The following is a 25,852-nucleotide window of genomic DNA, read 5'->3' on the forward strand; positions in this document are numbered from 1 at the left end:
AATCGCCCACCCAACGTATGCGATCCATTTATTCTCACTTTCTCTCAAAGAAAGTATTAATATGACTAAAAAAATGGCTATAATACCTTGTAATATGCCCCACATAATTTACCCCGCATAACAATTGCTGTTTCTTCTGTAATTAAACATCCTTTTAGGAATTAATTACTACAGACTACTGATACTACCATTAATTTATTTACACCAAAGTCACAATCCCCTTTTCATTTAATAAATATAATATATTAAAGAACACCGACGCCTTATTGAAGCTCCAAAAATATTTTTTCATAACGCACATCAGGTGGATATGTGGCAACTTTTGCATATCCATCTACAATTAATTTTGCGTTTGCCATTTTATCTCTAACCTGTTCTATATCTCTGCTATCCGGCAAATCTAACCAGACATATCGTAAGGCTCTCCCATATTTATCAACTTCAGATGTATCCTTTTCCAAAAATACTGTTTTATCAAATAAAATTTTCTCAGTGTATTGAGACGCTTGTTCTCCAGATTCATCAACACTGCCTAATTCTGGGCAATCCATACCAATTAATCGAACTTTTATCTCCACACCATTATCATCTAGGACATATATTGTATCGCCATCAATAATTTTTGTAACCACAACTGGAAAGAAGTTATTTTGCTGAATTAGAATTATATCCTCTGTTTTTTGAGGATGAATTTGTATTGTTCCGTTATAATCTACAATCTCCCCAGTAAATTTATATTCTGAATCTAATACAAATTGATTCTGATTAATCCCTATATCCTTTCCAATATAAACTTCCCAACTTTCCAAACCATTGTTTATATTTAATCGGACAGCACCGTTATCAAACTTTTCAATGCACTCTATATAACCTTCAAAACTAGTGAACTTTTCATTGCTCGTTGAAGAATTATTATTGAAAAATTCAGAATTAACTTCTGAAACTCTATCAGCACCAATGACTTTGAAAATACTCAGTATTAAAATTAAGCAAACTACTAAAATCACATAAGATTTCTTTTTCAAAGTAATACCATGAGCCTTTTTTTTACCATCAGAGAAACCATCCTTAGTCAAGGTATCACCCATCAACATTGAATTTACTTCTCTTTCCTCTTTTACTTTGCATACGCTTTCTTTATTAACAGCTTCAAAATCTAGTTGCCCATTTAATATTCTTTTAATCTCATCCATTTGATTTTTGCTTAAAGGAGAAAAATCAAACCTTGTGGGAAACATTCTTCTTAACCTTTCCTCCAGTAATACTACATCATTTTCAATAGCATATAAACCTTCTTTATATATTACAAAATCATCGTCAAACACGTTGCCAAATTTCATAATAAAAGAGTCCCTGCTTAAATTGCAAAGTATTGCTCCATGCCCATATGTAAATAACAAGTTACCACTATATTTACCGCTTTGCTGCACAAGAGCTTGAGATTTCTTGAATTCATTTATTAGAATAAGCGTATATTCTCTAGCTTGCTCTATCGGATTCTTCTTAGCTTCATTTGAAGTTGTATAAAACAAATTCTTATCAGCTTTACTAACAGAATTAAGCTCCCAGTCTTTTACCTCTAAAACAACAATTCCTAGTTCAGCTTCCATAATGATGAAATCTGGGTATCTATTATTAATTCTGGCATTGAACCAGACATAATAACTATCGGGTAATGCTGTTTTTAAAATATTAAATACCCTTTTCTCACCAACTGTTGCATCACTAGTAATAACTTTTGGATACATAATTGCCATGTAGTTGCCTCCAATTTTAAAAAACTATCTGCCTATTCCAAAATCAGCAATTCTTTATATCACTCATGTTTAGCTTGAGCTTTTAACTTAGTCTTATCGTCAGGTAAATTAAGCACATGCATTTTCCTATGGCAGTTTGGACATAACGCTACTGTATTATCAATTGTTTCGCTTCCACCCTCTGAAATCCATTCTATATGATGACACTCCAAATATGGTTTTCCTTCTTTATTATAAAAGGGGCTTCCTGACCACACAGCTGACATATGCCGTGAGCTCTACGTTTCGCATATTCACCTACAAACGGATCTCTAATAAAAACATTACTTATAACTTTACGACTACTAACTCTATCGCTTTCATTTTGTGCAGCACGTTTTTTCAGATCAGCTAGAGATAATTTAACTGCCGCTTTTTCCTTTTCTTTAATGTATGTATCTAATGAATCTTCAGGAACAGTTTGGGAGCCTATTTGCAACTTTAACGGCAACATCCATACTTTTCTTTGAACTCCATCATCGCCTTTTTGTTTTTCCTGATAAGGTTTGCCCGCCAGAGATACAATACCACGATATATGTATTCAGTCGGCACCAGCACTTCAAATAAATGAACTTCAACGCCATTTATATCAGACTGGGCTAGTGTTTTATTCTGCATAAACATTAGATCTTGGTCTCCACTTTTCCCCATGCCTGTATAATGGAGAATGTCCCCAAAACACTTATCCTCATACAAGCCTTTTGTATGATCAGAGATTATTATTAAAGAGTTTGTTGCTTTTGACCTACGCATTCACCCATATTCCCACATTGAAATTCCCCAATGATATCTGTATGAGATACAGTTTGTCCAATTTCAAATTTGCAAAAACCAGCCACTTAAACCCTCCCTTAACTTTTTACTTATTAGAATATCCATTGATAACAAGTGTATTTGTCAGAACTTTAATACCTTGAACACTCAAATCTAAATCACTGAAATATCTATAATAATTTTATCATATTTTGGTATGAATTCCCATCAAATCGTTACATTTTTTAGTTTGTTTACGTTTTTATATTTTCAACCATCCCAGACTTAAATTCCATTTTCTCTGCTACAACTTCTTTCAAAATCCATAATACGTCATCAAATTCTTTCCTCTTGTAATAAAAAAATCCCGCCAAAGAAATGGCGGGTACGTAAGTTGTTATTAAGTGTGTATTTAAACGATTCCACATCAAGGTTGAACCATTTGTCGTTATCGTGTGTTACTTATACTAGCTACTTTCCCTACTTAACGGATTTTTGTAATTATCTATGTATAATAAGTGCTGGGGATTTCTCCTTGGCTTCTCAATTTAATTCGTATACATAATAAATGCATCTCTATCATGTATTGGGAATTTATTTTATTCTTTTTTTAGATAAAAACACTACTTGATTAAGAACTCTATCTAAAGCAATTATAACTGATATGATAGTTGCATTTGTAACAACTAATCATCCGCATTTGCTTCGCCACAGCCGGGCGATGCACCTGTACCAACACGGAATGGATTTGACGCTGATCCAGCAATGGCTAGGCCACGCGCAGCTCGAAACAACCTATGTCTATGCCTACGCTGATACCGAACACAAGCGCAAGGCTATGGAAAAATCCACGGCAGCAGGCAATCCGCTTCGCGGGAAACGCAGTTCCGAACGCTTTTGTGTCACCGACGAAGAAACCTTAAAGCATCTATATGGGTTAGCTTAGTTTTCGCGGAGTAATCATCATTTTTTTGAGCATGAATAGAACGCGATGACCGCAGCCCGATTGTAATCATTACCTTTGCCCCCCGCCGCATTTTCAAGGTGGGCGGCAATTGGCGCTTTAAAGGAAAAGTAATCAGCACCTTTCCCCTTAAAACCTCCGTGTTTCTGGCTTTATTCGGCAAAGTGCTGATTACTCAAATGTACTGATTACCAGATTAATCAGTAAGTGATGATTATCTTGGCAAGCAATGACTGCCAGTACACACTGGCAGGCGCTTGTTGGAGAAGTATCCCCAATCCCCACTAAAACACAATCAGTCTCTGATGTGTTTTTAATACTCTCATTTTGAGAGTAGCAGCACCTTGCTTCGCTTGCGGTTTATAAGGACTGCTCAGCTTTTTTCTTTTGCTGGTGTTCCTCTTTTTCATCAAACTCAAGGAGCTGCTCTACATTGGCTTTCGCATTCAAAATTTCCTGCATTTCTTTTTTCAAAGAATTATATTTAGAGTATGCCTTTTTCTTCTCGGTAAAGAGAGTAGCATACTCTATTTTTAGGTCTGCCATCTTTGGGAGCTTGCTTAAACCCACCTCTTTAAAATAATTTTTAGCGGCTTGGTGGAGCAGAATTTCAGTAATATTTTCTTCTTTGAATTTAGAAGAATATCCAGATTTTTTGTAATCCTCATAAACAGCCTTTGTTTTTGCAAAGTCGATAATATTTTTCTGCAAAATAGATATTTCTGCCATCTGTTTTTCAGCAGATTTTAAGCTGTCAGAAACGCGGGAAAACTCGTTTATAATGACCTCGGCTTTTGCCCTTAAATCTTCATAATTTAGCAAGTTGTTTTCGGTTAGATAGTTCATCGTTTTTGCAAGCTGTTTAAGATTGAAAGTCTTTGCCCAACGCTCATATCCGGCGCCTTTTTTCTGACTGATTTTAGACTGCAAATCAATGACAAGATTAACTTTTTTATCGTTATATTTACGAACTCTTTTTTGTGGCTTATGCTCCTTTTTACCCTCGATAACTTCTCTTAAATTATTCTCTTGATAACTTTTTCCAAGTGACCGTAAACGTATAAATTTCCTTTGTCCAGCACCCTTAAAGGCGAGATTTATTCCTGTCTTAATTTCAAAGCCTTTAGACTTCATTTTGCTAAAAAACTCATCTAAGTTTTCCGGTTTTTCCGCTAAGACTTCATCAATGGCAAGCCGCAATTTATCAGAGAAATTAAGTGGCTTTTCCTCCTCTAGCCAACTGCCATAATTTTTTGATTTTCCCCTTGGATTTTCTATAATAGACAGACCATTTTGCAAGCAAAGTAAGTCATTTGTTTTTTGAATTGCTTTGGTAGAATTCCAAAAGTTTCTAAACTTCTTCTTGCAGTTTAGATTAGTAGAGTTCCAAATGATGTGATTATGAATATGGGACTTATCTATATGGGTAGCTACAATAAATGCGTGGTTACCCTTTGTTACTTTTTCTGCTAATTGGTAGCCAATTTGATTGGCAAGCTCCGGAGAGATTTCCCCTGGCTTAAAAGACTGCCTAAGCTGATAAGCGATTACATCATTCTTTTGTATTCTGCCTGTTTTTTGTAGGTAAATTTGCTTGGATAAGAGAAACTGACTATCCACTAAATCAGCATCACACATAAAGCTACTGACTAATTCTCCACTATTGGTTTTGTCAGGGTTTTTAGCATAATCGGTTCTATCTGCAAGGCACTGGGTAAGGGTTTTACCCTTGTTGATGTGCATTGGAATAATTCGTGTCGTGGCGATAAAATCATCTCCTATTTTTCATCAGCAAAAAGATCATTTATAAAGCTGCGAATACCCTCTTTAATTGCCTTTATATCACCGCTCAAGACCTCAATATCATCAATATAAATATTGCCTGTTTCGTTGGCTCTTTTGGTAAGCTGATTAAGGTTGTTGCCTATGCGTGAAAGCTCCACGGTGAGCCTATTTAATGGCTCCATATCCAGTTCTATCATATAACCGTAAATAGCCATACGGCGAAGATATGCACCTAAATTATTGGTGCCGATTAACTCCATTTTTGCATCTATGATTTTGCGTTCCTGCTCATCAACCATAAAATGCAGCTGTATTTTTCGTGTTCTATTTGCCATAAATCCTCCCTAAAAAATAAGGCTACCTCCGAAGAAGTAGCCTATAATATGATGATTAACTTTTAAACTTGTCGTAGCTTTCTTGTAACGCAATCTACACCATTTAGAAGGAGGTTTGCCAAGCCAAACAGTCCGATTTCACTGAATACAAGGCAGAGAAGCAACAATCCTTTTGCCTGTTCCCACTGGGCAAACCCCATAGCCAAACATACAAGGGTAAATAGAAACAGTAGTGAAGAAATTGTACCAATAATTGTTCCGCTGACTACGGTTATCAATCGACAACCTAAGCTTAATACGGTTAAAATTGCGATGATGGGAAATAGCAATATTTTAAATAAAGTCCTCATTTTTTCGACCTCCTTGACGTTTGCTTTTCTATCTTCATTCTATCGCTTTAGAGCATTAAAGTCAATATGGAAGCATAAATATTCTGATAAAAAAATAAAGGAATGGTCTGCAAAAAACAAACCATTCCTTGTTTGATTTTGCAGTCTACATGAAGGGATAGTTATCTTTCTTCATAAGACTTTTTTTGGCTTTCGGTTGTGCCGTCATCGGCTCGGATTTCTTCTTTGAAATCCTTGAGTATCTTTAGAACAGATGGCTTTTTCTCCTGTTCGGTTTCGGTATGATCGGCTTCTTCTTCCTCCTTTTCTGCATTGTCAAGCTCGATATTAAGCTGTGTAAGCCGTGTCTGTTTTTCCTTATATTCCTGCTCTTTGGGAAAAGGGGTATCCACCTCAGACTGTGCTGCTGCCTGCTCGGCATTTAGGTTTTCTAAACGGTTTTTGAGGTTGTCAATGGTTTTAGGCATATTTTCAAGAGCATTGTTAATACGCACAATATTACCTGTAATATTGTTCTCCAGTTCTGCTATATGTGTGATATTGTTTTTCATTGCAATCCTAAATGTGCCATTGTCAATATACAGGGTCATTGAAAACCCTCTAAACTCACCAAGTTTCACTCTATCCTCGGGGTTTAGGATAGCCTTACAAGCCTGTAAAACAGCTTCCCCGGCAGCTTTTCTTTCAGTATATAGTTTGCCTTTAACGGTCATAGAAAAGCTATCTTCAGCTATGGGGTGAGCCTGTACCAACTTGTAATCCTTGGTTAGTCCATCTATGCGTTCCACAGTCTTTTTAATCTCCTGTGGGTAGTATTTGATGAGCCTATCCTCCATATCGTATTTCTGACTTTGGTGGTTAGAACGCAATAGCTTGAGCTTTGCAACAGCAATATCGAGATCCATCTTTTCCTTAATTCTTGGGTCACCGGTGGCGAGTGCTTTAACCTCAGCATAAGAAAGCGCCGTAGCATCAATATCATCTGCACTACGGGCAGGCGATTTACTGGTGAAGATCTGACCGATAAACCTTTGTTTATTTTCGATCAGCGACCAGTTGTAGGCATCAAAAGTATTTTCTGTGACATACTTGAAGATTTTAACCTCTTTATTCTCATTACCTTGCCTTATAATTCTTCCCTCACGCTGCTCCAAATCCGCCGGACGCCACGGGCAGTCTGTGTGATGAAGTGCCACTAATTTCCGCTGGACATTCGTGCCGGCACCCATTTTTTGTGTTGAACCAATCAGCACACGAACATCACCACTTCGCACCTTTGCGAAAAGCTCAGCCTTTTGTTGCTCGGTGTTGGCATCGTGAATAAACTTGATTTCTTCCGGTGGGACACCTTTTTCCATCAGCTTGTTTTTAATATCATCATACACATTAAAAGTACCGTCATAATGGGGAGTGGAGAGGTCGCAAAAGATTAGCTGTGCTCCTCTGGTATCGATACTTTGCTCCCAAATGTCGAATACATTGTTTACACAGGTATTGATTTTACTGTTTTCATCATCGGAGAGCAGATCATTTTGTAGCCTTTGGTCAAGTGCCAGCTTTCTACCATCAGAAGTAATCCGCAGCATATTATCCACATTAGGCTCTACCTCTTTTTTTCGAACGCTATTTGTTCTGTCTGCAAGGTCTTTTACCATTTCCCTTTGAAACTCGGAGGGCTTGGTTACAACGGTTGTGTGATGTGCTATGGGGACAGGTAGGTTTAGCATATCAGCGGTTTGAATATCTGCTGCACCTTTCCAAATGTTAATCAGCTCTGGAAGATTGAAAAATTTTGCAAAGCGTGTCTTAGCACGAAAACCCGTGCCCTCCGGAGCAAGTTCAATAGCGGTGACCTTTTCACCAAAGTTGGCAGCCCAGCTATCAAAATGGGTTAAATCAAGCCTTTGAAGGGTTCCATATTGTAAATATCTCATCATTGTGTAGAGTTCCGTCATTGAGTTACTCACGGGGGTTCCAGTGGCAAAAACAACACCTTTACCGCCTGTCAACTCGTCCATATAACGGCACTTAGTAAACATATCGGTAGATTTTTGTGCTTCACTTTGTCCGATACCGGCAACATTACGCATTTTTGTTTGAAGAAACAAATTTTTAAAAAGGTGTCCCTCATCTACATAGAGCTTATCTACCCCCAATTCTTCAAAGGTTACTACGCTGTCCTTGCGTTCTTGCGAGGACAATTTTTCAAGCCTTGTTTCAAGACTTTTCTTCGTTTTCTCAAGCTGTTTTACGGTATAGCGTTCACCATTTTGACTTTTTGCATCCTGTATTGCAAAGAGAATTTCATCAATTTGTGTCTTTAGGATTTCCTCCTGCCTTGCTACCGATAGAGGAATTTTCTCGAATTGAGAATGCCCGATAACCACAATATCAAAATCGCCTGTGGCAATACGAGAGCAGAATTTCTTGCGGTTCGCAGGCTCAAAGTCCTTCTTTGTGGCAATAAGGACATTTGCACCAGGATATAAGGTAAGAATATCTCCACCCATCTGTTCAGTTAGATGATTGGGCACAACAAATAGAGACTTCTGTTGCAAACCAAGTCTTTTACCCTCCATGGCACTTGCCACCATGGTAAAACTTTTCCCAGCGCCAACCACATGAGCAAGGAGGGTGTTACCACCGTAAAGGGTACGAGCTACGGCGTTACTTTGGTGTGAATTTAGCTTAATGATTGGGTTCATACCATCAAATTTAATATGCTGACCATCAAACTCACGAGGACGGATAGAGTTGTAAATTTCATTGTATTTCTTTGCCAAAACATCTCGACGCTGTGGGTCTTTCCATATCCATTCCTTAAAGGCTTCACCGATGGCTTCCTGCTTTTGCTGTGCTAGGGTGGTTTCTTTACCATTTAGCACTCGTTTTTCCTTGCCGTCATCATCAATGACGGTATCAAAAACACGCACATCACGAAGATTTAAGCTATCCTCTATAATCTGATAGGCATTTTTGCGTTTTGTGCCATAGGTGGCAAGGGCACGAGGGTTTGCCCTATCCTCCATTTTCCCCTTAACATTCCACTCGCTTGTATGCTTTGAATACATAACATCAATCCTGCTACTATGCATATAACGTGGAGTGCCTAAAACTTCAAACATAAACTGCTTATAGTATTCTGGGTCTACCCAAGTCGCACCAATGCGAACATCAATCTCAGCTGCGGATAAATCCTTTGGCTGTATTTTTGTAAGCATATCTAAGTTGACTTGATACTGCGGATTATCTGAAACAGATAGCCTTGCAATGGCAAGCTTTTCACGGACATTGCCTGATAGATATTCATCAGCTGTTTGCCAGCCAATAAGGTTATTGTCTGCATCACTTAAAGGGTCTTTGAAGATAATCCCTTTTAAATCCTCAATGATAACAGGTATGTTATCCTCTCCACCTAAAAGCTGTGCCATAAAACCAATATCCACACGGGCTTTTTCAGAAATAGATACTGCCAGCGCTTCCGTAGGAGTATCAACAGCGGTAACCTTAACCGATTGTTTTATGGTGCGTTTGGTGAACATATCAGCTTTGGCTTTTAGATTGCCATTCTCGTCCAATTGCTCCAAAGAGCAAAGGAGCGGATAGGAAACATCATCTGCAAAGGCTTGCTTATTAGCTTTGCTGTTAATCAGCCCAAATTTCTTATTAAAATCGTCATAAATTATATTTAATGTTAGCTGTGCCTTTTGCAACTCTTCGTCAGAACATTCCTCCAACTGCATTTCAATGATCTCTCTGGTTTTATCACGAATGCTAAGTAAGGCACTTACTCGCTTTTCTGCTGTATCAGACAGAGAAACAGGCTTCATTCTGCTATTTTCTCTATAATATAGCTTGTCATCAATAAACGCATAGCTGAAATTTCGCACATCGGGAGTGGCTTCAATAGTGGTAACTTCTTTTTCTCCATCTATAACGGTAACAGGGTCTTTTAGCAGTGCTTTATCGGGTGATAGAATGTGGAGTATTGCTTGTTCAAGCTGTTGTGTAAGGGGAATTTCATGGTTTGGAACACAGGTGGCTTCCATTCCAAAAGGACCCGATACCATTTTCATGCTGCCCATAATCATTTGAGGGTTTTCCTCAAAGTATTTATTGACTGTAATACCGTCCTCAGTTTCGCCAAGCTCTACCCAAGAAGGTAAACGCTCCGGTGCGTGGTCACGCTTTTGGAGGAAAATAATATCACTGGTGACTTCCGTTCCTGCGTTGGCTTTAAAGGCTGTGTTAGGCAGTCTGATAGCCCCCAGCAGGTCGGCTCTCCCAGCAAGGTGTTTTCTCACTTCACTGCTTGCTTTATCAAGCGTGCCTTTAGAAGTAATAAAGGCCACTACACCGCCACTTCTAACCTTATCAAGGGATTTTCATAGTGATAGGTAATTCTTTGAAGTTATCTCCGAATTTTCCCCCACTCCACACCGTGCGTGCGACTTTCACCGCACACGGCGTTCCACCGTTTATGAATTGGTTTTAACTAAAGTAAACTTACAATATTCGAGCAGTAATTAACTCATATATTTAGATTTTTTCAAGTTTTGCTAACAATCGCAGTTTGTTGAGTTTTTCTTTTTGTTTTGGAGTTAGTTTTAATTGTGAAAGATGATTTTTAACTGTTTCATCTGTTGTAGCGTGTAAAAGTCGGTGTGCATCTTTGTGTAAAATGATTAAATTTTCATATCTATCATTCCCACCTTGACTAACTGGAATTTTATGATGACAGTGTATTTCATCAATATATAAGACTTTTCCTGTAATGGCACATTTACCATTTTGTGCTACATATAATGAAATGCGATTATCCATATATTCAACGGTTCTGCTGACTTCTTTTGCTCTCATAAGTAAAATCATCGTCTTTGTGTCTACCGCTAAATTTTTATGGATTTCCTTTCTGCCCTCGGACGTGAATTTACATACCGACTTTCGTTTCCACATAGGGCTTTTATGTGTTACATAAGACACAGGAGCTAAAGGTTTACCGCTTACAAATCGAATTTGTTTGCTTTTTCCATATCTTCGTTCAATGTATAATGCCCCTCTGTATTCACCTTTTGTGGATAACGCTTTTCTTTTAATTTGGCTCATTCTCACAACATCAACTTTTCGCCCTATATCTCGAAAATCCGCACTCACCGCTGTTGCAATTTGATAGTAGTTGTGCATACCCATAATCTTTGAGTTATACTCATTGATTAAGGTTGCCCTCTCCCTATCATCTTTTGGGTGAGCAATTTTCTTGATTTGTTGTATCAAATTTTCTGTTTCTCGCTTTTTGGCTTTGTCACACATACTTGATTTAACAACATAGGACTTTGCTTTTTCCATAACGGTAATTTTGAAACCTAAAAATTCAGAATGTCCTTTTCTAAGATTTACAATTTTGGACTTTTCCTCACTGACCTCTAATTTCAACCTATCATATAGCCATTGTTTTGTAGCATTAAATGCTCTAACGGCTTCGTCATAAGTTTTACAGAAGATTTTGAAGTCATCAGCATATCTCACAAGTTGCATTTCTTTTAAATTTGATTTTCTAAAAGCTTCATAGGCTCTGCCACGATGTATTGCACCTGTTTTTGTTATATGTTCTTTAATATTATGCGCAGGGTGCTTTTCCCATTGACTCGATAGCCACCAATCCAATTCATTTAAAACAATATTGGATAGCAATGGTGACAATATGCCGCCTTGTGGTGTGCCTTTTGTGGGCATTATCATTTCACCGTTTGGCATAACAATAGGTGCTTTCAGCATTTCTTTAATTACGCATAGCAACTTTTTATCTTGTATCCCCAATTTCCACATCTGCTTTATCAGCTTTGAGTGGTTGACATTATCAAAGAAACCTTTAATATCAATATCAACTACGAAATGCAGATGTGATTTTTGTATGAATGTGTAGGCTTGTGCCATAGCGTGTTCCGCTGACCTGTTAGGTCGGAAACCATTGCTTTTATCATGGAATTTTGCCTCACATATAGGTTCAAGGATTTGTAAAATACACTGTTGGACTATTCTGTCCCACATAGTGGGAATACCGAGTGGTCGCATTTTTCCGTTGGGTTTTGGTATCTCTACTCGCCTTACTGCTTTTGGTTTGTACCATTGGAGCTTCTTTCGCACAATCGATACAAATTTTTCTTCGGGTATCTTTTCAATATCTCGAATTGTAATTTTGTCTATACCGCTTGTGCTACTACCTGAATTTCGCTTAATACTTCTATATGCAAGTCGTATGTTTTCATCTTGTGTGATGAGTGACACCAGGTTTGTGAAAATCTTTCCGTCATCACTGTCTGCATATAATTTATCTAAAGTTTCTTGTAGGTTGTAATACTCCAAATGGCGTAATTTTGAGTTCTTTTTCTGCTTCTCATTTGTCACAGGCATCTCCTCCTCTCGGATTTGATTTTCTTTGTCATACTCGAAGCTGTGAATGTTTACTTTGTTATTATTTAATATCATAAACGGCTAATGGCTGTTCCTCCGCTTCCATTACAGAAACATCAAGGGTCGTGCCATCGCTCTCGCAGAGAACTCACACAGTTATGAATTCCTGTGCTAACTAATATTTTATTAGCTTCTCTACTTTCCTCGTTCCAATAATTCTATCTTTACATATACCCTTAGGTGTCCTCTCTGAGCCTGTGTGCTTGATACCGCCTGTAACGGCATAAAGTATTTCATATCTTCGATTTTTACTTTACTTCACACACTATCCTTTTTAGATAACTGTACATTTCTGTACAGCCCACTTTTAGACCCTTACATTCAAGGCTTCGTCAGACTTTTTAAGTCATTCTCACCATAGGTACTTTATAGACCTCCGGCATATAGGTTACACCATTCACCGCTGAACAGCTTTCGTTGTACTTTTATAGCACAATACGGTAACTCTCTGCCGACTTCACCGAGCTTCTGAACATCTACCTTTTGAGTAGAGCCAGTCGGAGTATCAAGGTTGGCGTTTCGGGGCGTTACTCCGTCATTCCACCAATCGAATTATCAGTTTGCAAATATTATGTTTTCACCGTCCTTTCTAAATTTGCACCTAAGCTTTTCACTTAGGAACGAGTCGCACCAAAAAAGTAATCATGTATCAGGAAACCCAGCTTATCATACTTTTTGTCATTGAGCTTGTAGTTACCAAAAGGCACATTACCCACTGCCATATCAAAAAAGTTATTGGAAAAATCAGTTTTCTCAAAGCCTTTCATTTGAATATTTGCCTTCTGATAAAGCTGCTTTGCTATTCTTCCGGTTAGACTATCCAATTCCACACCGTAGAGCTTTGAGGCTTGCATACTCTGTGGCAGCATCCCGAAAAAGTTACCACTGCCCATTGCAGGTTCTAAAATGTTGCCATTTGGAATATCCATATTTTCCAGCGCCTTATATATCGCACGAATAACAGTGGGTGAGGTATAGTGGGCATTAAGGGTACTGGCTCTTGCCATTTCGTATTCATCGGGTGTGAGTATGGCTTTTAGCTCGGTATACTCACTTCGCCAATTATCCTTGTTTTCGTCAAAAGCATCGGCAAGACCGCCCCAACCGACATACTGTGATAAGATTTCTTGCTCTTCAGCATTGGCTCGTCTTTTTTCCGTTTCAAGCTGTTTCAGGGTTTGAATGGCAAGAATGTTATGGGCATATTTTTCTTTGGCTGTACCGACACCTAAATCATCATTGGTAATTGCGTAATTGATTTTAGGTGAAGTATCCGTAATTTCTTTTTCTACTTGTTTAGTGAAAGGGGCAAAAGGTGTATCCTCTAAACTGCCACCGCCAAAATCAAAATTGATCATTGTTTGGTGCTCTGGCTGCTTTTCATCAGTAACAATAGAGATATTTTGCTCTTGCAGCTGTGCCTGCTTTTGCTCCACAAAATAGCGGATATAATCCACAGTTTCACTGCGAAAGATAGGAAAGCCAGTGCCATTTTGGAAGGTTGTATCCCGCAAGGAAACCTTGTCAAAGTCATAATTTACGCTGTCAATAACAAAATCTCTACCACCGATTGTAAGCTCCATACCAATAGGAATATAATCCTTTGCATAATGCTCAGTAATGGTGTGGTACTCGCCGTTTTCTTCTCCAATGAAACAGAAGTTAATTCCTTTATCTTTAAGGTTTTTTGTTGCCACTTGCCAATCCGCCACATAACCGCCAGTTACTTTGGTATTACCGATAAGTGATATGTCTCGCTCAATTACCTTGCGACCAAGAATAGGTGCAGTTATCTCGGCATCATCACCATAAAACAAAAGCAGACTACCCGATTGTATGCCTACAATCTGATGTGGGTGGTCTGTTTTTTGGTTTAAATATTCGGTTATGGTTTTTTCGTCGCTAACAAGCTCTTCCATTCGCTCACGGGAGCGCTTTTCGCCAATTTCTTCTACAATGGCTGTTTCGACTACCTCATCAAAATCACCAAGATTTTCATCAAAAGCTGTAACTACTTGTAGCTCCTCAGCTGCTTGTGTTTCTGTTTGCTCTAAAAGGTAGTTGTAGGCGATCTCTTTTGCATTGTCCCTGTCAGTAAGTGCAGAAATACCCTCTACCAAATCATCTTCACAAATCCGGTTAATGACTTGCTCCATAGAAATAGATGGATCATCATAAACGCCACCATTAATAAGGTGGAAGTTTTCATCAAAGATAGAATAATCGTAGCCTTCGGCAACTTCCTGGATAGAGAAGTAAAGGTTGCCCACTTGATATGCAAGTTGAGCAGGCTCGGTCATTCTGCTTTCTTCCTTAATAATTTCTTCTACCTTGGCAACTATATTTTCATTTGTGGGGTTTTCAAGGCTTTCTGTAGCAAAGTCGATAAGTTCGTCGGAAACCATAAGCCCCCTATCTTCTAAGATGGATGATACGGAACTGCCTACTAAATCAAGGGTGAGCTGTTCACTGTCTGTTTCTTTGTGGGTGGATTTTCGTTTGCGTTCCAGTTTTTTGGCGATATTGGTAATATCGTCGATACTGTCCTCGTCCAGTTCCTCAAGGTCTTTTTCCACCCGCTTTATGGCGTATTCTTGGCTTTTGAAAACAGAGTAATCACCGGTTTGAAAATCCTTTAAATTCGCAAAAGCCTTCTGCATATAGTCAAACCCACGCGCATCAGAGAGGGTATGTCCTAACACATATTCCATCTGTCCAATAAGATTATCTACAAACTCGCTATCCTCAAGCTGCTCCGCAACCTCTTTTACAGCCCTATCCATATAGCTGTAATCACTGATTGGCGCAGTAAAAGGTTTTTCTATATCCGATGGAGCGTAACTGTAAAAGTGAACGATACCTCTTGCAATTTTTTCTTTCTCATAAGTGGGAATGTAGGCAAGCTCAGCACTGCTAAGATAGCGATTTTCAGCAATCAAGCGGTCAATTCGCTTTGTTACCTGTCCCCAGTTTTCCATCACGGTTGCGTAGGGCTTAAAATCAATTTCCCTTGCGTATATAGTACCCTTTGCGGAATGGTTTAAGCTAATACCCCAGTGTCCACTGCCACTCCAGCCATAATGATTTTTTAGAAAGTCGGATTTCTCTTTCTCTGTATGCCCTTGTTTGAAAAAGGCATAGGTATCAATGCGAGAAGTATTAAAATGCCTTGTGCGGTTATCAGTTGCATAGATGGCATTTAGTTCGTCTTGGGTAATAAAAGACGGAGTAATTGGAGCAAATTCCTCTTTGGAGGGGAAAATAACAGGCTCATTTTGAAAATTCTTTGCCATGCCGATAATTTCAGTTGGTGTATGAAAGGTAATTCGCATAGTTGCATCTTTATCTGCAATAAAATCCTGCTCCATTTGCTTTAATCCAATCATTAAAGTAGACAACTTTTCTTTATCCGTCAAATGAGTACAAATTTCCTCTGTGCAATCAGGATATACAAATTTCGTTACAATAGGATCAAGTTTTTCATTGGTGTAATCCTCGGCTTTGTCCCGATACATAAAGGAAAAATATTCAGCCACATATTTTTGATAAACTTCTTTTGACTGTTCCAGTTTATCGGCAGTGAGATATTCGCCCTTTTCCAGTAGATTTCTAATCCTTTCGGCAGTCTGCACCCAAGAAAGATTTATTTTGTTCTGTGCGTGATAGGTCTGATTTCCCCTTGCAATGGAAATTCCGCCTTCATCATACCAAAAAGAGTATTTTACTCCATCAATCTCAAAGCCCTTGCCACCTCTACCATAATGATTTTTTAGATAATCTGCATTTTCAAAAAGATCAGTATTAAATGCCATATATCCAGCGATAAGGGAAGTGCTGTTTTTTTCTTCGCCACCTGTTGCTAAAATCTTATCCACCACTTCAAAGGAAATAGATTCAGCATCAAATAGGCTGTTTTGGGCAAAAGAAAAAGCAGCAAACGTGACGCTTAACCCATTTGGGACTTCGTCGCTTACTGCTTTACTTTCTGCAATAGACTCAATTTGTTCATGGATAGTAGGAAATAAAGATACTTGATTGCCACTTACCTTGCGTAAATCAAGTCCTTCATCACCACTTCTTCGGATTGTAGCTTGATGTTTGTTGTCATCTGCACCCAAAGAAGTTGATCTTTGGCTTTCAGCGCCTCGGTTACTCCCTGTGCTTTCATCATTTCTTCTGTCATCTGTTCTACTTGACTGTGAGCTGTCCTGTCCACCTCCACCAAATGCGGCCACAGACTCCCGTCTTGCAGCATTCGGCTGTAGGTTCCCCTGCGGTTCTCCTTGAGATGCGTTTCTCTCATCATTCCATACTTGCCCACTGTATCGGGAAGATTCTCCAAATCCTCCATCTGTAAATCCGGTATCCGATAGTCTCCGTTCTGAATATAATTCACCTTTTCTGCCATTGTCATTTTCCCCCTTTATATTTTTACTTTCACGCTTTAGAGTGCTAAATTCTATATTGTCAGTATAATCTACTTTCCGCTTATTATCAATAGATTTTGCAAGTAAATTTCGCTCACTTTCTCTTATCACTGCACCGATGGTGAGGAGCATTTCATTTGATACCAAGTTAATGGCATTGCCCAAATGAGAGAAGACAGCAGGGGTATTGAAGTCCGTAATTCCTCTGAAATCGTCCTCGTCAAGATATTCTCTTGCATCAATGCCACACCGTGTAAGCACCATATACTGAACGCTAGTAGTAACAGCATTTCTAAAGGCAACATCCATATTTAGCTCGTCAATTCCCTCTAAAAAGCTATCCTCAAGATCATAGTTTAAATCGTGCAAAAACTCTCGGTAATGCTCACCCACGGCTCGCTCAGTAAGCTCCATAAGGTTACTAGCAAAATCATCTTTTTTAATCTCGCCATAAGACCCTGTGAGCTGCTTTAGCACATCCTCGTGATAGTTTGGTTGCATTTCCCACAGATACGGCGTTTTTGCTCCTCGTACCTCATTGGTATCGGAAACCTCAAAAACATATTCAATACGAGGTTTTCCACCTTGATTTTGACGGATAAGGGCAATGCCTTTGCTACCTCGTTTCACCCAGCGGTTCATCTTCTTGTTCCAAATTTCGATATTGGCACAAGCGGTGGCATCGGGACGTTGTGCGTAAATCATAATCTGGTCATCAAAACTGTACTTATAGAGTTTGCTTGCGGTAGTAAGATAGTCTTGCCAGTTACTGATATTTTTCAAGACATCTTCTTTGGTATCGGCAAATAGCTTTGAAACTTCGTTTATTCTGCTCATTCGCTCCTCCTTAAATTTGATTTTGGACATAAAAAATCCCGACACAAAGAGGTTTGCCCTTGTATTGGGATTGATTTTCTGTTATTTGATTGCTTTTATCTTGTTGACAGCATATTTTATAAATTCTTCCGGGTGCGGGGACTTCTCCCTTACGACATATACGTGTACTTAAGTGCTCCTACCACTTATAAAATTTTGAGTAATTCATGAGATGTATTTGGGCTTAGAAATAGGTCTTATAGAATTTTTCACATTGCCGTTATTTGATGAAAATATGATTAAAAGCTGCACATGTAATCCAACATGTCCAGCTTTTAATTGTTTCCCAATCCTAAGAGGTTAGTCCTTATATCGGGATTGAATTTTTGATATTTGATTGTTGACAGCATATTTTATAAATTCTTCGGGTGTGGGGACTTCTCCCCTGCGGGGAACCTGCTCCTGATAGGCTTTTATAATACTATCGTCATTCGATGTAAAAGCGTATTCAAGTGCTGTCTGCATCTCGGTTTTGACTTCTTTCATGCTCATACCATTTTGCTTTGCTATTTTTCTATAAATACTTCGATTGCTCAAATTTAATCCTCCTTACATTTTATAAACACATAGTATATCTATATTCCAAATTATAACACGGATTATATGTAAAATAAATACACAATATATCTAAAAGAGGTGCTTGTTTATGTCTATCAAAAGTGTATCCATACGTATCGAAGAAGAAATGCTTGAAAAAATTGCTTTTGTTGCTGATTATGAGGGACGTTCTGTTAATAGCCACATTCTCGTGTTAATTCGCAACAATATCAAAGAATACGAAAATGAGCATGGCAAAATAATCGGGGATATAAACCCCGAAGTGAACGTAAAACCAGCAAGGAAAAAATAAATAAATCCCGATACAAAGAGGTCCATCCTTGTATCGGGATTGCTTTTCATTATTTTACGACAATTTCTTGTTTTGGAATAAACTCAAGTTTCAACTGCATATCCATTCCTTCAGCAAGCCTTTGTAAAAGGGAAAGAGTAGGATTTGCATTGCCATTTTCAAGTTTGCTGATGTCTGCTTGGTTAATGCCTGTTTTTTGTGCAAGCTCCTTTTGTGTAAGGTGACTATTTTTTCTAGCATCTATCATTGCTTGAATGATATTAAACTCTGGCTCAAGAACATTCCATTCTTTTTGAAATTCAGGATTTTTCAATTCTTCTTCTAAAAGTCTATCAAAATCATCACGCATAATTACAACTCCTTTCCATTTTTTTCTAAATAATCCTTGCGATACTTTTCAGCAAGGTCAATTTCTTTAGGTGGTGTTTTCGGCGTTTTTTTGATAAAACCGTTTGTTAGTACTATTTTTCTCCCAATTACGAAAAAATATAACACCCTTGAAATATCACTACCTTGTTTTGCTCTAAGTTCAAATATGCCATTACCTAAAGGCTTTGTATATGGCTCTCGTAAATCATTTCCGTTCTTCCTTAAAATTTCAATGCACCGCAACATCTTGGCTCTCATTTTTGTATCAAGAGAAAGGACAAAATCTTTAACTGGAACATCTCCATTTTGATTTTTATAAAATTCGATTTCAAAATCTGTCATTTGTAATCCACCTTTATAGGATATGTGTTTATCCTCATTAATATTATATGGGATTTATCCCATATTGTCAACAGGTATTATCGCTCAAAGTTTTTATTTTTATGAATTGCACCTTCGCTTTGGTTTTCCAGTTCTTTAAAGGCTTTTAGCTTTGTGGTAACTGAGTGGCTTTTCGTAGCCACTTCTTCCAAAGCACCTTTGATGCGTTCCTTAAAATCGGAAACAGCCTTGTCTTTGTCACTGAAATAATGCCCCCAAAACCAGTTATCGCCATCAGCTCGTTCTTCATCGTTTTTAATATTCCTTTGCCAAGAGCCATAAGGTGAGGGAGCCTTTTCATTTTCGCCAAAGGCAAACTCATAATTGCTAACAATATGACTTTCGGTAACAGCATATCCACCAATGGTGCGAGGGAGCTCGTTGTTGATAATACCATCAATTTGATTATAATTTTGCTCGCTGCTCATCTCAGCGGTCTTTAAGTAGTTTTCGCTTTCCTTTGCAAGAGTAATTAGAGCTTCCATTGTGTTTTCCGAAATGCCGGAAAGAGTATGGCTACCACTTAAAAAAGTTGCCCGCCTAGCAACAAATTCATCGGTATCAATATCGCCCAGTTCTTGTTTTGCTCTGCTTTCTAACTGGTCATAGAAAAAATCCTGTGGATTACTTGTAATTTTAGCAACCTCTAAAATCTGTTCATAGGACAGCATATTCTGCACAAATTGTCCACCTGCAATGCTATCGGGATTGTAGTATAGCCAAGTCAGTGTACCATTTTCTTTGTCAAAGAAAAGCCGATCATCGGTATTTTCTAATGCAGTCAGTACAGCTTTATACAGCGCATCGGTATTATCATCACAAAGGGCATCAATAAACTCTCTGAGAGGAATGAGGGAAAGAGAAGAAACATCAATCATATTGTGGTTGATTGCCTTTGCTGCAAAATACTGAATATCCCCTATGGCATAATCTTCTGACTTTAACCAAATATTCTTTGTGTAATCGTAAATCATACTTAGCTCCTCAAAACTGTGGGGAGTATCCAAGTCCCGCCCAATATCGCACATATTTACAAGCTTTTTCACTCTATCCCTCAAATTCTGATCGTTGGTTAGAGCAAACAAAACCTCTTTTGGATTTTGATTGACCAAATCCATGAAATCTTTTACTTGATAATCACTCATCTCTTACTTCCCCCTTTTTTCAAATTCTAAAACGAAGTTGACATATTTACCGCCTGTATCATCAAAGGAAACAGTAGCATTGTAGGTTTTACCTGTTTTTTCTGAATAACAGCCTGTTAACTTGCATTTGCCTGTGGTTAAAAGGTCTTTTACTAATTTTCCGGTTAAGGTTTTCTTTTTGGAAGTAAAAAACTTATTTCCTTTCCAGAGGGCAAAACCGCAGGTTCTGTTTTCACAGCAAAATCCTTTTTTGTTCTCAATTACATTACTACCACACCTTGGGCATTTTCCAATCACCTTGTTTTGTGAGGGAAAAAGCTGTTCACTTCCTTTTACCACATCATAGGTCCTGACAAGATTCTCGGTCGTTTTAGAAATTTCCGATAGAAATTCATTTGCGGACAAATCGCCTGTTTCTATGGATTTTAGCTTTTCTTCCCATTCAGCCGTAGTCAGTGGGGATTGGATACTTTCGGGCAAAATAGTGATGAGGGCATTGCCCTTATCTGTCGGCAGAAGATACTTTGTTTTCCTATCTCCCTTGCGTTCCAAAAAATTAACACTAATGAGTTTTTCAATAATGCCTGCACGCGTAGCAGGGGTTCCAATACCACAAAACTCTTTTTCGATATTTTCGTCTTTACCCGTTGTCTCCATAGCCAAAAGCAAGGTATCCTCGGTAAATTGCTTAGGTGGAGAAGTCTTTCCTTCCTTCATTTCTGCGTTACAATTTTCAATGACTTCGCCTTCAGCCATAAGAGGAAGTGATTTTTCGTCCTGTTTCTCGACCATGTTAAGGAGCACTTCGTATTCCTTAAAGCCATTTTGCAAAATAGTTTTGCCTTTGGTTGTAAAAACAGCATCGCCACAGCCTGCCGTTACCACCGTTTCACTATATTTGTGGTTATCCCCTAAAGCAGAAAGCAGCCTTAACATGATGAGTGTCAAGACTGCTTTTTCTCCGTATGGAAGCTGTTCTATATCATAGTTTGCTAGGCTCTTGGTGGGGATAATGGCGTGGTGGTCGGTAACCTTGCTACTGTCAATCACAAGCTGAGCATTGCAAGGTACATCAAATTCTTCATCCCTTGGAAATGGCAAAGTTGTCAAAGCATATAGTGACAGCTCCGGTAAGATATCTGCCATATCCTCGGTTAAAAATCGACTGTCGGTTCTTGGATAGGTACATAGCTTCTTTTCATAAAGGCTTTGGGTATATTCCAATGTTTGATTGGCGGTAAAGCCTAATTTACGATTGGCTTCTCGCTGCAAGGTGGTAAGGTCGTACAGTTTTGGCGGTTTTTCTGCCTTTTCCTTATTTTCAATGCTTGTAACTACTAAATGCTGATTTTTGCACCTTTTAAGAAGTTCCTCCGCCTGTGCCTTTCCCTCCGTTTTTTCAGAGGTAAAGACCACTGCACCGTTATAAAGGACAATAGTATAAAAGGGTGCGGGACGAAAGGCTTTGATGCCTGCATTACGTTCCACAATCATAGAAAGCGTGGGAGACATCACTCTGCCTACATTTAACTGCTGATTGTAGAGCAGTGAAAACAACCTTGTAGCATTGATGCCTACAATCCAATCGGCTTTTTGTCTGCAAGCAGCACTTTCATAAAGCAGATCAAAACTAGTTCCGTTTTTTAGATTTTCAAAGCCTTTTTGTATGGCACTATCCTCCATAGAAGAGATCCAAAGCCTTTTCATCGCCTTTTGACACTTGGCAAATTGATACACCAGGCGAAAGATAAGCTCGCCCTCACGCCCGGCATCACAGGCATTGATTACTGCATCTACTTTAGGGTCATTTAACAGCATGCAAAGGATTTTAAGCTGTTTTTCCTTGCCCTTTGATACCTCGTATTCAAAGCTCTGTGGAATAATAGGCAAATCCTTTAAATCCCACATTTTATAACTTTCATTATATTGATCGGTGCCGGCAAGACCTACCAAATGCCCAACGCACCACGATACGAAATATCCATTGCCCTCAAGGTATCCATCTTTTTTATCGGTAGCACCCAGCACCTTTGCAATACTCTGTGCCACCGAGGGCTTTTCTGCAATGACTAGTCTCAATTTTTATTCCTCCCTGTAATCTGTGTTTTCATCATCTGCTAAATAGCTATCATCCTGGTCAAGCTCGTATTCTTCCTCATCATCGGAATATTCATCGTCGCTGAGTTCATTCAAATTTGTAGAGCCTTTATGAGTATTTTTGCCCTTAACGAACTTCAGATAATAAAAAGCACCTCCGCCGCACATAGCCAATACAAGCACTAACAGCGGCAAGGTGTTACTTTTGGTTTCATCTGTTTTATCATCTGTGGGCTCTTCTGTTGGCTCTGCGGAAGTAGGAACGGGTTCTTGGATTGTTGGCTTCTCCTCAATCTTGGCAGTTTTACCCTCCATCAATGACATTAAATCGGCCTCATCAATCATATTAAGTAGGTATACATTATCACTATCTCCTGCACGGTCAATGACTAGGTAAAAATAGTTGCCATTTTTTGAAACTGCGGTGATAAACTGCTTGTCTGTTTCGGAAGTGGTGGTAATATCATCAACAAGGGTCAAATTCCCCTCTGGCGTAAGGGGTGTGGTTTCCTCCTTTGGTGTCACAGCCACAGGCGGGGTTTCGTCGTATTCAAAACCGCCACCTGCAAAGGCTACGGTTGACATTGCGCAAAATAGTAAGCTCATCACCAGCATTGTAGTAAACATTTTAAATCTTTTCATTTTGTTGTTCCTCCGTATTGTTTATTTTAAGTGGTACACTTGAACCTTTTTCCTCCTCAAAAATCTGCAATATTGTAGGCAAATCGTTATGATTTACCTTGTGTTTTCTAAGAACATCAATCATCATCAGATTTTCAAGGTCTGTCTTTTCCTTTTGTAAGAATTTTAGTTTGTTTTGGTATTCAGTGATTTTTTCTTCTGTTCTCTGAATATCCTTTTTGATTTTAGTTAACTTGTTTTGCAATGAAAATTCCTCCTTTTGGACGCAAAAAAGACGAGATTTCTCCCGTCTTTCTTGATTTCGCATAATTTAATTATTTAGATTTAATTCGATTTTTGCTATTTTGGTTCTTTACAATGATGGGCTCATAATAGACAGTGCCTTAATTTATTTTTCGGCTATATAAATAATAAGTAAGAGTATAGATTAACGGCAATATAACGAGAAAAGATACTATATTGGCTATGGTAAAGTTCACGCTATTAGACACCTCACCAAATTCAATTAAATATCTGCAAATCATTCCTATCAACAAACTAATAAATGAAACACTATATGCTTTTATAGCCTCGCCCTTACCAAGTAAAGCAACAAGCATTAATGGTGTTATATACACTGCATTTGCTAAGTGTAAAATTATATTTGAATAGCCTGTATATTGGGGGAATATTGGAAAAGCTGCACAACCAACGAATATTGCAATATAAGTTATAATGATTGTCCAAAATAGTTTCCTGTTTTTATTCACAACCTTACTTAAATTGTTTATCTGTTCCATCTTACCACCCCCCTATTATATAAATTTCTCTCAAAAAGCTTTATTTCAAAGACTGCTTAATTATCAAAATAATCTTACATATAAGTATACCTCCTTTGAAACAAAAAATCCACTCTATGGTTGTATTCTTCCATAAGCATAGAAATGGTCTTGCCAGTATCCGCTATTTACATTCGCGTAACCAATGGGATTTCCGCAATGGATCATCATTCCATCACCTACATAAATCCCAACATGAGAAACTGCTCCTGCACTGTCATAAGTACCCTCAAAGAAGATTATATCTCCCGGCTTTGCTTCGCTTTTGGGAATTGGTGTTGTTTGATTATATATCCCTGTTGCCGTGGTGCGAGGGATGTTGCCCACACCCGATTGATTGATTACCCAGCATACAAAACCACTGCAATCAAAAGAGGTGGAAGGACTGCTACCTCCCCAAACATATGGGTAACCTATGTATTTTTCAGCTTCCTTGAGCATTTTACCAAACTCCTCATCAGTGAGGTTATGGGCAGGCACTTGATATCCTAAATCTTGATTGCTATCGGTTTCGCTGTATTTGTCCCCAAAAACATTAGGCTTATTGCCTTTGGTTTCAAGGTAAACTCTAAATAATTCAAATTGCTCAGCAGTTAGCAAATCCTCAGCCACGTTATTGATAGGTGTATTGATAAGAGTGATTTTTAAAATATAGTACTTATAAGGTACTTTTACCTTATAAGAATTCCCCTCGCTGTCCGTTCTCGTTTTAGTACGGTAACGAATTTCTACCACTCGTTCCAATTTCAACTTATACTGTAAATCAAAAATCTGTTGCAGTTCGCCTTGTACCTCATTTGGCTTATAATATTTCAATAAGGCTGTAAGATAAGACGCAAGTTCGTGGGCATTATGACCGATCTCATCAAGGTTATAACGATACTCATCGTAACCAGGATAATCACTTTCGATGTTGTCAATTTTATCCTTCAACTCTTTTTCAAGGTTTTTGTAATCGTTGTCAACCTCTACAATATCCTCATCCTCAGAGTTATAGGAAGTACCCACAATGGAGTTGAAACCACCTTGGAGCATCACAGAGCAAGAGGAAAACAAAGCACCGCAAATGATGATTATTAGCAGAAAGCACCCGCAGATAATTAAAATCCTAGGGTTTTTCACAGTATTAGCTGCAATCGCAGCAACTGTATCAACACCTTTTTTAACAATATCTTTAATGGTAGTGGCTGTGTTACGGGTAGCAGTACCGGCTTTGCGAGCATTGGCATATTGCTTTTTGATATTTTGCTTTTGATGCCACTTGGAAAATGGACTGCTACCTAACTGTGGGTTTTCAGCCATAGCCCTGTTGTAGGTGTAATTAACCTGTGATTTTTGCAGCTTCTTTTCCGCTTTTGCAAGGGTTTTATAGGGCTTTAATTTCTGATGCTCGTATGCTGATTTCAATTTTCTACCCATAAATTCAGCAGACTGCTCGCTGCCGTGGGTGGCTTTAACACCCACATTATCATCTTCACTTTCGGAAATTTCTTTATGGATATTGCTGGCAACTGCCTTTTGTGGTGCGTTCTTGAATTTTCGCACCATGGTGGATTGTGGTTTAACTATATCCACCAAGCTATCAGATGATTTTGGTTTGTCTGTTAGCTTATCAGAAGGTTTTGACTTGTTTTCGCCAAAATCCAGCTTTGACTTTGGCTTTTCTTTCTCATAGAACTTTCTTTGCATTTTGAGTTGTTTCTTATTCTTGAGTCCCTTTTCCAGTGCTTTATCTCGTTCCAACTCAGCTTTTTCAAGTTTTAAACGAGATTTATTTAATTTATCCTCCATC

18 protein-coding genes and 3 pseudogenes are annotated in these 25,852 nt (G+C 38.5%); 2 read left to right on the forward strand and 19 right to left on the reverse strand.

Annotated features, from left to right (window positions below; genetic code table 11):
* Positions 1-263: 263 nt before the first annotated feature.
* Genes CPRO_RS09085 through CPRO_RS09090 form a run of 3 tightly spaced genes read right to left on the reverse strand, consistent with a single transcriptional unit; the run spans position 264 to position 2,550 of the window.
* The gene (locus CPRO_RS09085; protein WP_066050700.1) at positions 264-1,757 is read right to left on the reverse strand and encodes a thermonuclease family protein; all 1,494 of its coding nucleotides are present in this window, start codon (positions 1,755-1,757) and stop codon (positions 264-266) included.
* A gap of 59 nt (positions 1,758-1,816) precedes the next feature.
* Positions 1,817-2,023, reverse strand: coding sequence for an HNH endonuclease (locus tag CPRO_RS16140; RefSeq protein ID WP_334292469.1), 207 nt, complete (start codon positions 2,021-2,023; stop codon positions 1,817-1,819).
* Positions 1,951-2,550 (reverse strand): SRA domain-containing endonuclease, encoded by a 600-nt coding sequence (locus CPRO_RS09090; protein WP_236782335.1) that lies wholly within the window; start codon positions 2,548-2,550, stop codon positions 1,951-1,953. Before CPRO_RS09090 ends, CPRO_RS16140 begins: the two co-directional genes overlap by 73 nt.
* A gap of 664 nt (positions 2,551-3,214) precedes the next feature.
* Here CPRO_RS09090 and CPRO_RS14970 point away from each other — a divergent pair.
* Positions 3,215-3,496, forward strand: coding sequence for a tyrosine-type recombinase/integrase (locus CPRO_RS14970; protein WP_082754305.1), 282 nt, complete (start codon positions 3,215-3,217; stop codon positions 3,494-3,496).
* Between the two features lie 378 nt (positions 3,497-3,874).
* On the opposite strand, the gene CPRO_RS09095 is transcribed toward CPRO_RS14970, so the two are convergent.
* The 8 genes and pseudogenes from CPRO_RS09095 to CPRO_RS09125 all read right to left on the reverse strand — a co-directional run bounded on the left by CPRO_RS09095 (position 3,875) and on the right by CPRO_RS09125 (position 18,295).
* On the reverse strand, positions 3,875-5,257 hold the full coding sequence (locus CPRO_RS09095; protein ID WP_236782336.1) for a relaxase/mobilization nuclease domain-containing protein: 1,383 nt from the start codon (positions 5,255-5,257) through the stop codon (positions 3,875-3,877).
* 35 nt (positions 5,258-5,292) lie between these two features.
* Complete coding sequence (locus CPRO_RS09100) at positions 5,293-5,634, reverse strand: plasmid mobilization protein (protein ID WP_066050706.1); 342 nt, start codon at positions 5,632-5,634, stop codon at positions 5,293-5,295.
* Between the two features lie 62 nt (positions 5,635-5,696).
* On the reverse strand, positions 5,697-5,984 hold the full coding sequence (locus CPRO_RS09105) for a hypothetical protein (RefSeq protein WP_066050709.1): 288 nt from the start codon (positions 5,982-5,984) through the stop codon (positions 5,697-5,699).
* A gap of 161 nt (positions 5,985-6,145) precedes the next feature.
* Positions 6,146-9,232, reverse strand: a pseudogene (locus CPRO_RS09110) (helicase-related protein); the annotation flags it as partial.
* 1,291 nt (positions 9,233-10,523) lie between these two features.
* Positions 10,524-12,395 (reverse strand): group II intron reverse transcriptase/maturase, encoded by a 1,872-nt coding sequence (ltrA, locus tag CPRO_RS09115; protein ID WP_066053905.1) that lies wholly within the window; start codon positions 12,393-12,395, stop codon positions 10,524-10,526.
* A 692-nt stretch (positions 12,396-13,087) separates the two neighbouring features.
* Positions 13,088-13,711: pseudogene (locus CPRO_RS16145) on the reverse strand (N-6 DNA methylase); the annotation flags it as partial.
* A 792-nt stretch (positions 13,712-14,503) separates the two neighbouring features.
* A pseudogene (locus tag CPRO_RS16055) lies at positions 14,504-17,749 on the reverse strand (LPD16 domain-containing protein); the annotation flags it as partial.
* Positions 17,750-18,058: 309 nt separating this feature from the next.
* Complete coding sequence (locus CPRO_RS09125) at positions 18,059-18,295, reverse strand: sporulation initiation factor Spo0A C-terminal domain-containing protein (protein ID WP_066050719.1); 237 nt, start codon at positions 18,293-18,295, stop codon at positions 18,059-18,061.
* A gap of 109 nt (positions 18,296-18,404) precedes the next feature.
* Between CPRO_RS09125 and CPRO_RS09130 the strand changes: the two genes are divergently transcribed.
* Positions 18,405-18,608, forward strand: coding sequence for a type II toxin-antitoxin system antitoxin (locus CPRO_RS09130; RefSeq protein ID WP_066050722.1), 204 nt, complete (start codon positions 18,405-18,407; stop codon positions 18,606-18,608).
* A gap of 49 nt (positions 18,609-18,657) precedes the next feature.
* On the opposite strand, the gene CPRO_RS09135 is transcribed toward CPRO_RS09130, so the two are convergent.
* The 8 genes from CPRO_RS09135 to CPRO_RS09170 all read right to left on the reverse strand — a co-directional run bounded on the left by CPRO_RS09135 (position 18,658) and on the right by CPRO_RS09170 (position 25,851).
* Complete coding sequence (locus tag CPRO_RS09135; protein ID WP_066050725.1) at positions 18,658-18,957, reverse strand: helix-turn-helix domain-containing protein; 300 nt, start codon at positions 18,955-18,957, stop codon at positions 18,658-18,660.
* Positions 18,958-18,959: 2 nt separating this feature from the next.
* Positions 18,960-19,319: a type II toxin-antitoxin system RelE/ParE family toxin gene (locus tag CPRO_RS09140; RefSeq protein ID WP_066050728.1), complete on the reverse strand. Its 360-nt coding sequence runs from the start codon at positions 19,317-19,319 to the stop codon at positions 18,960-18,962.
* Between the two features lie 77 nt (positions 19,320-19,396).
* The gene (locus tag CPRO_RS15585; protein WP_066050730.1) at positions 19,397-20,503 is read right to left on the reverse strand and encodes a DUF4316 domain-containing protein; all 1,107 of its coding nucleotides are present in this window, start codon (positions 20,501-20,503) and stop codon (positions 19,397-19,399) included.
* Between the two features lie 3 nt (positions 20,504-20,506).
* Positions 20,507-22,582: a DNA topoisomerase 3 gene (locus tag CPRO_RS09150; protein WP_066050733.1), complete on the reverse strand. Its 2,076-nt coding sequence runs from the start codon at positions 22,580-22,582 to the stop codon at positions 20,507-20,509.
* Between the two features lie 3 nt (positions 22,583-22,585).
* A complete protein-coding gene (locus CPRO_RS09155; protein ID WP_066050735.1) occupies positions 22,586-23,242 on the reverse strand; it encodes a DUF4366 domain-containing protein in 657 nt (218 codons plus the stop codon).
* Complete coding sequence (locus CPRO_RS09160; RefSeq protein WP_066050738.1) at positions 23,229-23,486, reverse strand: DUF4315 family protein; 258 nt, start codon at positions 23,484-23,486, stop codon at positions 23,229-23,231. The genes CPRO_RS09155 and CPRO_RS09160 overlap by 14 nt, the downstream gene beginning before the upstream one ends.
* A 139-nt stretch (positions 23,487-23,625) precedes the next feature.
* The gene (locus CPRO_RS09165; RefSeq protein WP_066050741.1) at positions 23,626-24,021 is read right to left on the reverse strand and encodes a hypothetical protein; all 396 of its coding nucleotides are present in this window, start codon (positions 24,019-24,021) and stop codon (positions 23,626-23,628) included.
* A 114-nt stretch (positions 24,022-24,135) separates the two neighbouring features.
* Positions 24,136-25,851 carry a C40 family peptidase gene (locus tag CPRO_RS09170; protein WP_066050743.1) on the reverse strand — a complete coding sequence of 572 codons (1,716 nt, stop codon included), beginning with the start codon at positions 25,849-25,851 and terminating at the stop codon, positions 24,136-24,138.
* Between the last annotated feature and the right edge of the window lies 1 nt (position 25,852).

The organism is Anaerotignum propionicum DSM 1682 (assembly GCF_001561955.1).
Classification (GTDB): domain Bacteria; phylum Bacillota; class Clostridia; order Lachnospirales; family Anaerotignaceae; genus Chakrabartyella; species Chakrabartyella propionicum.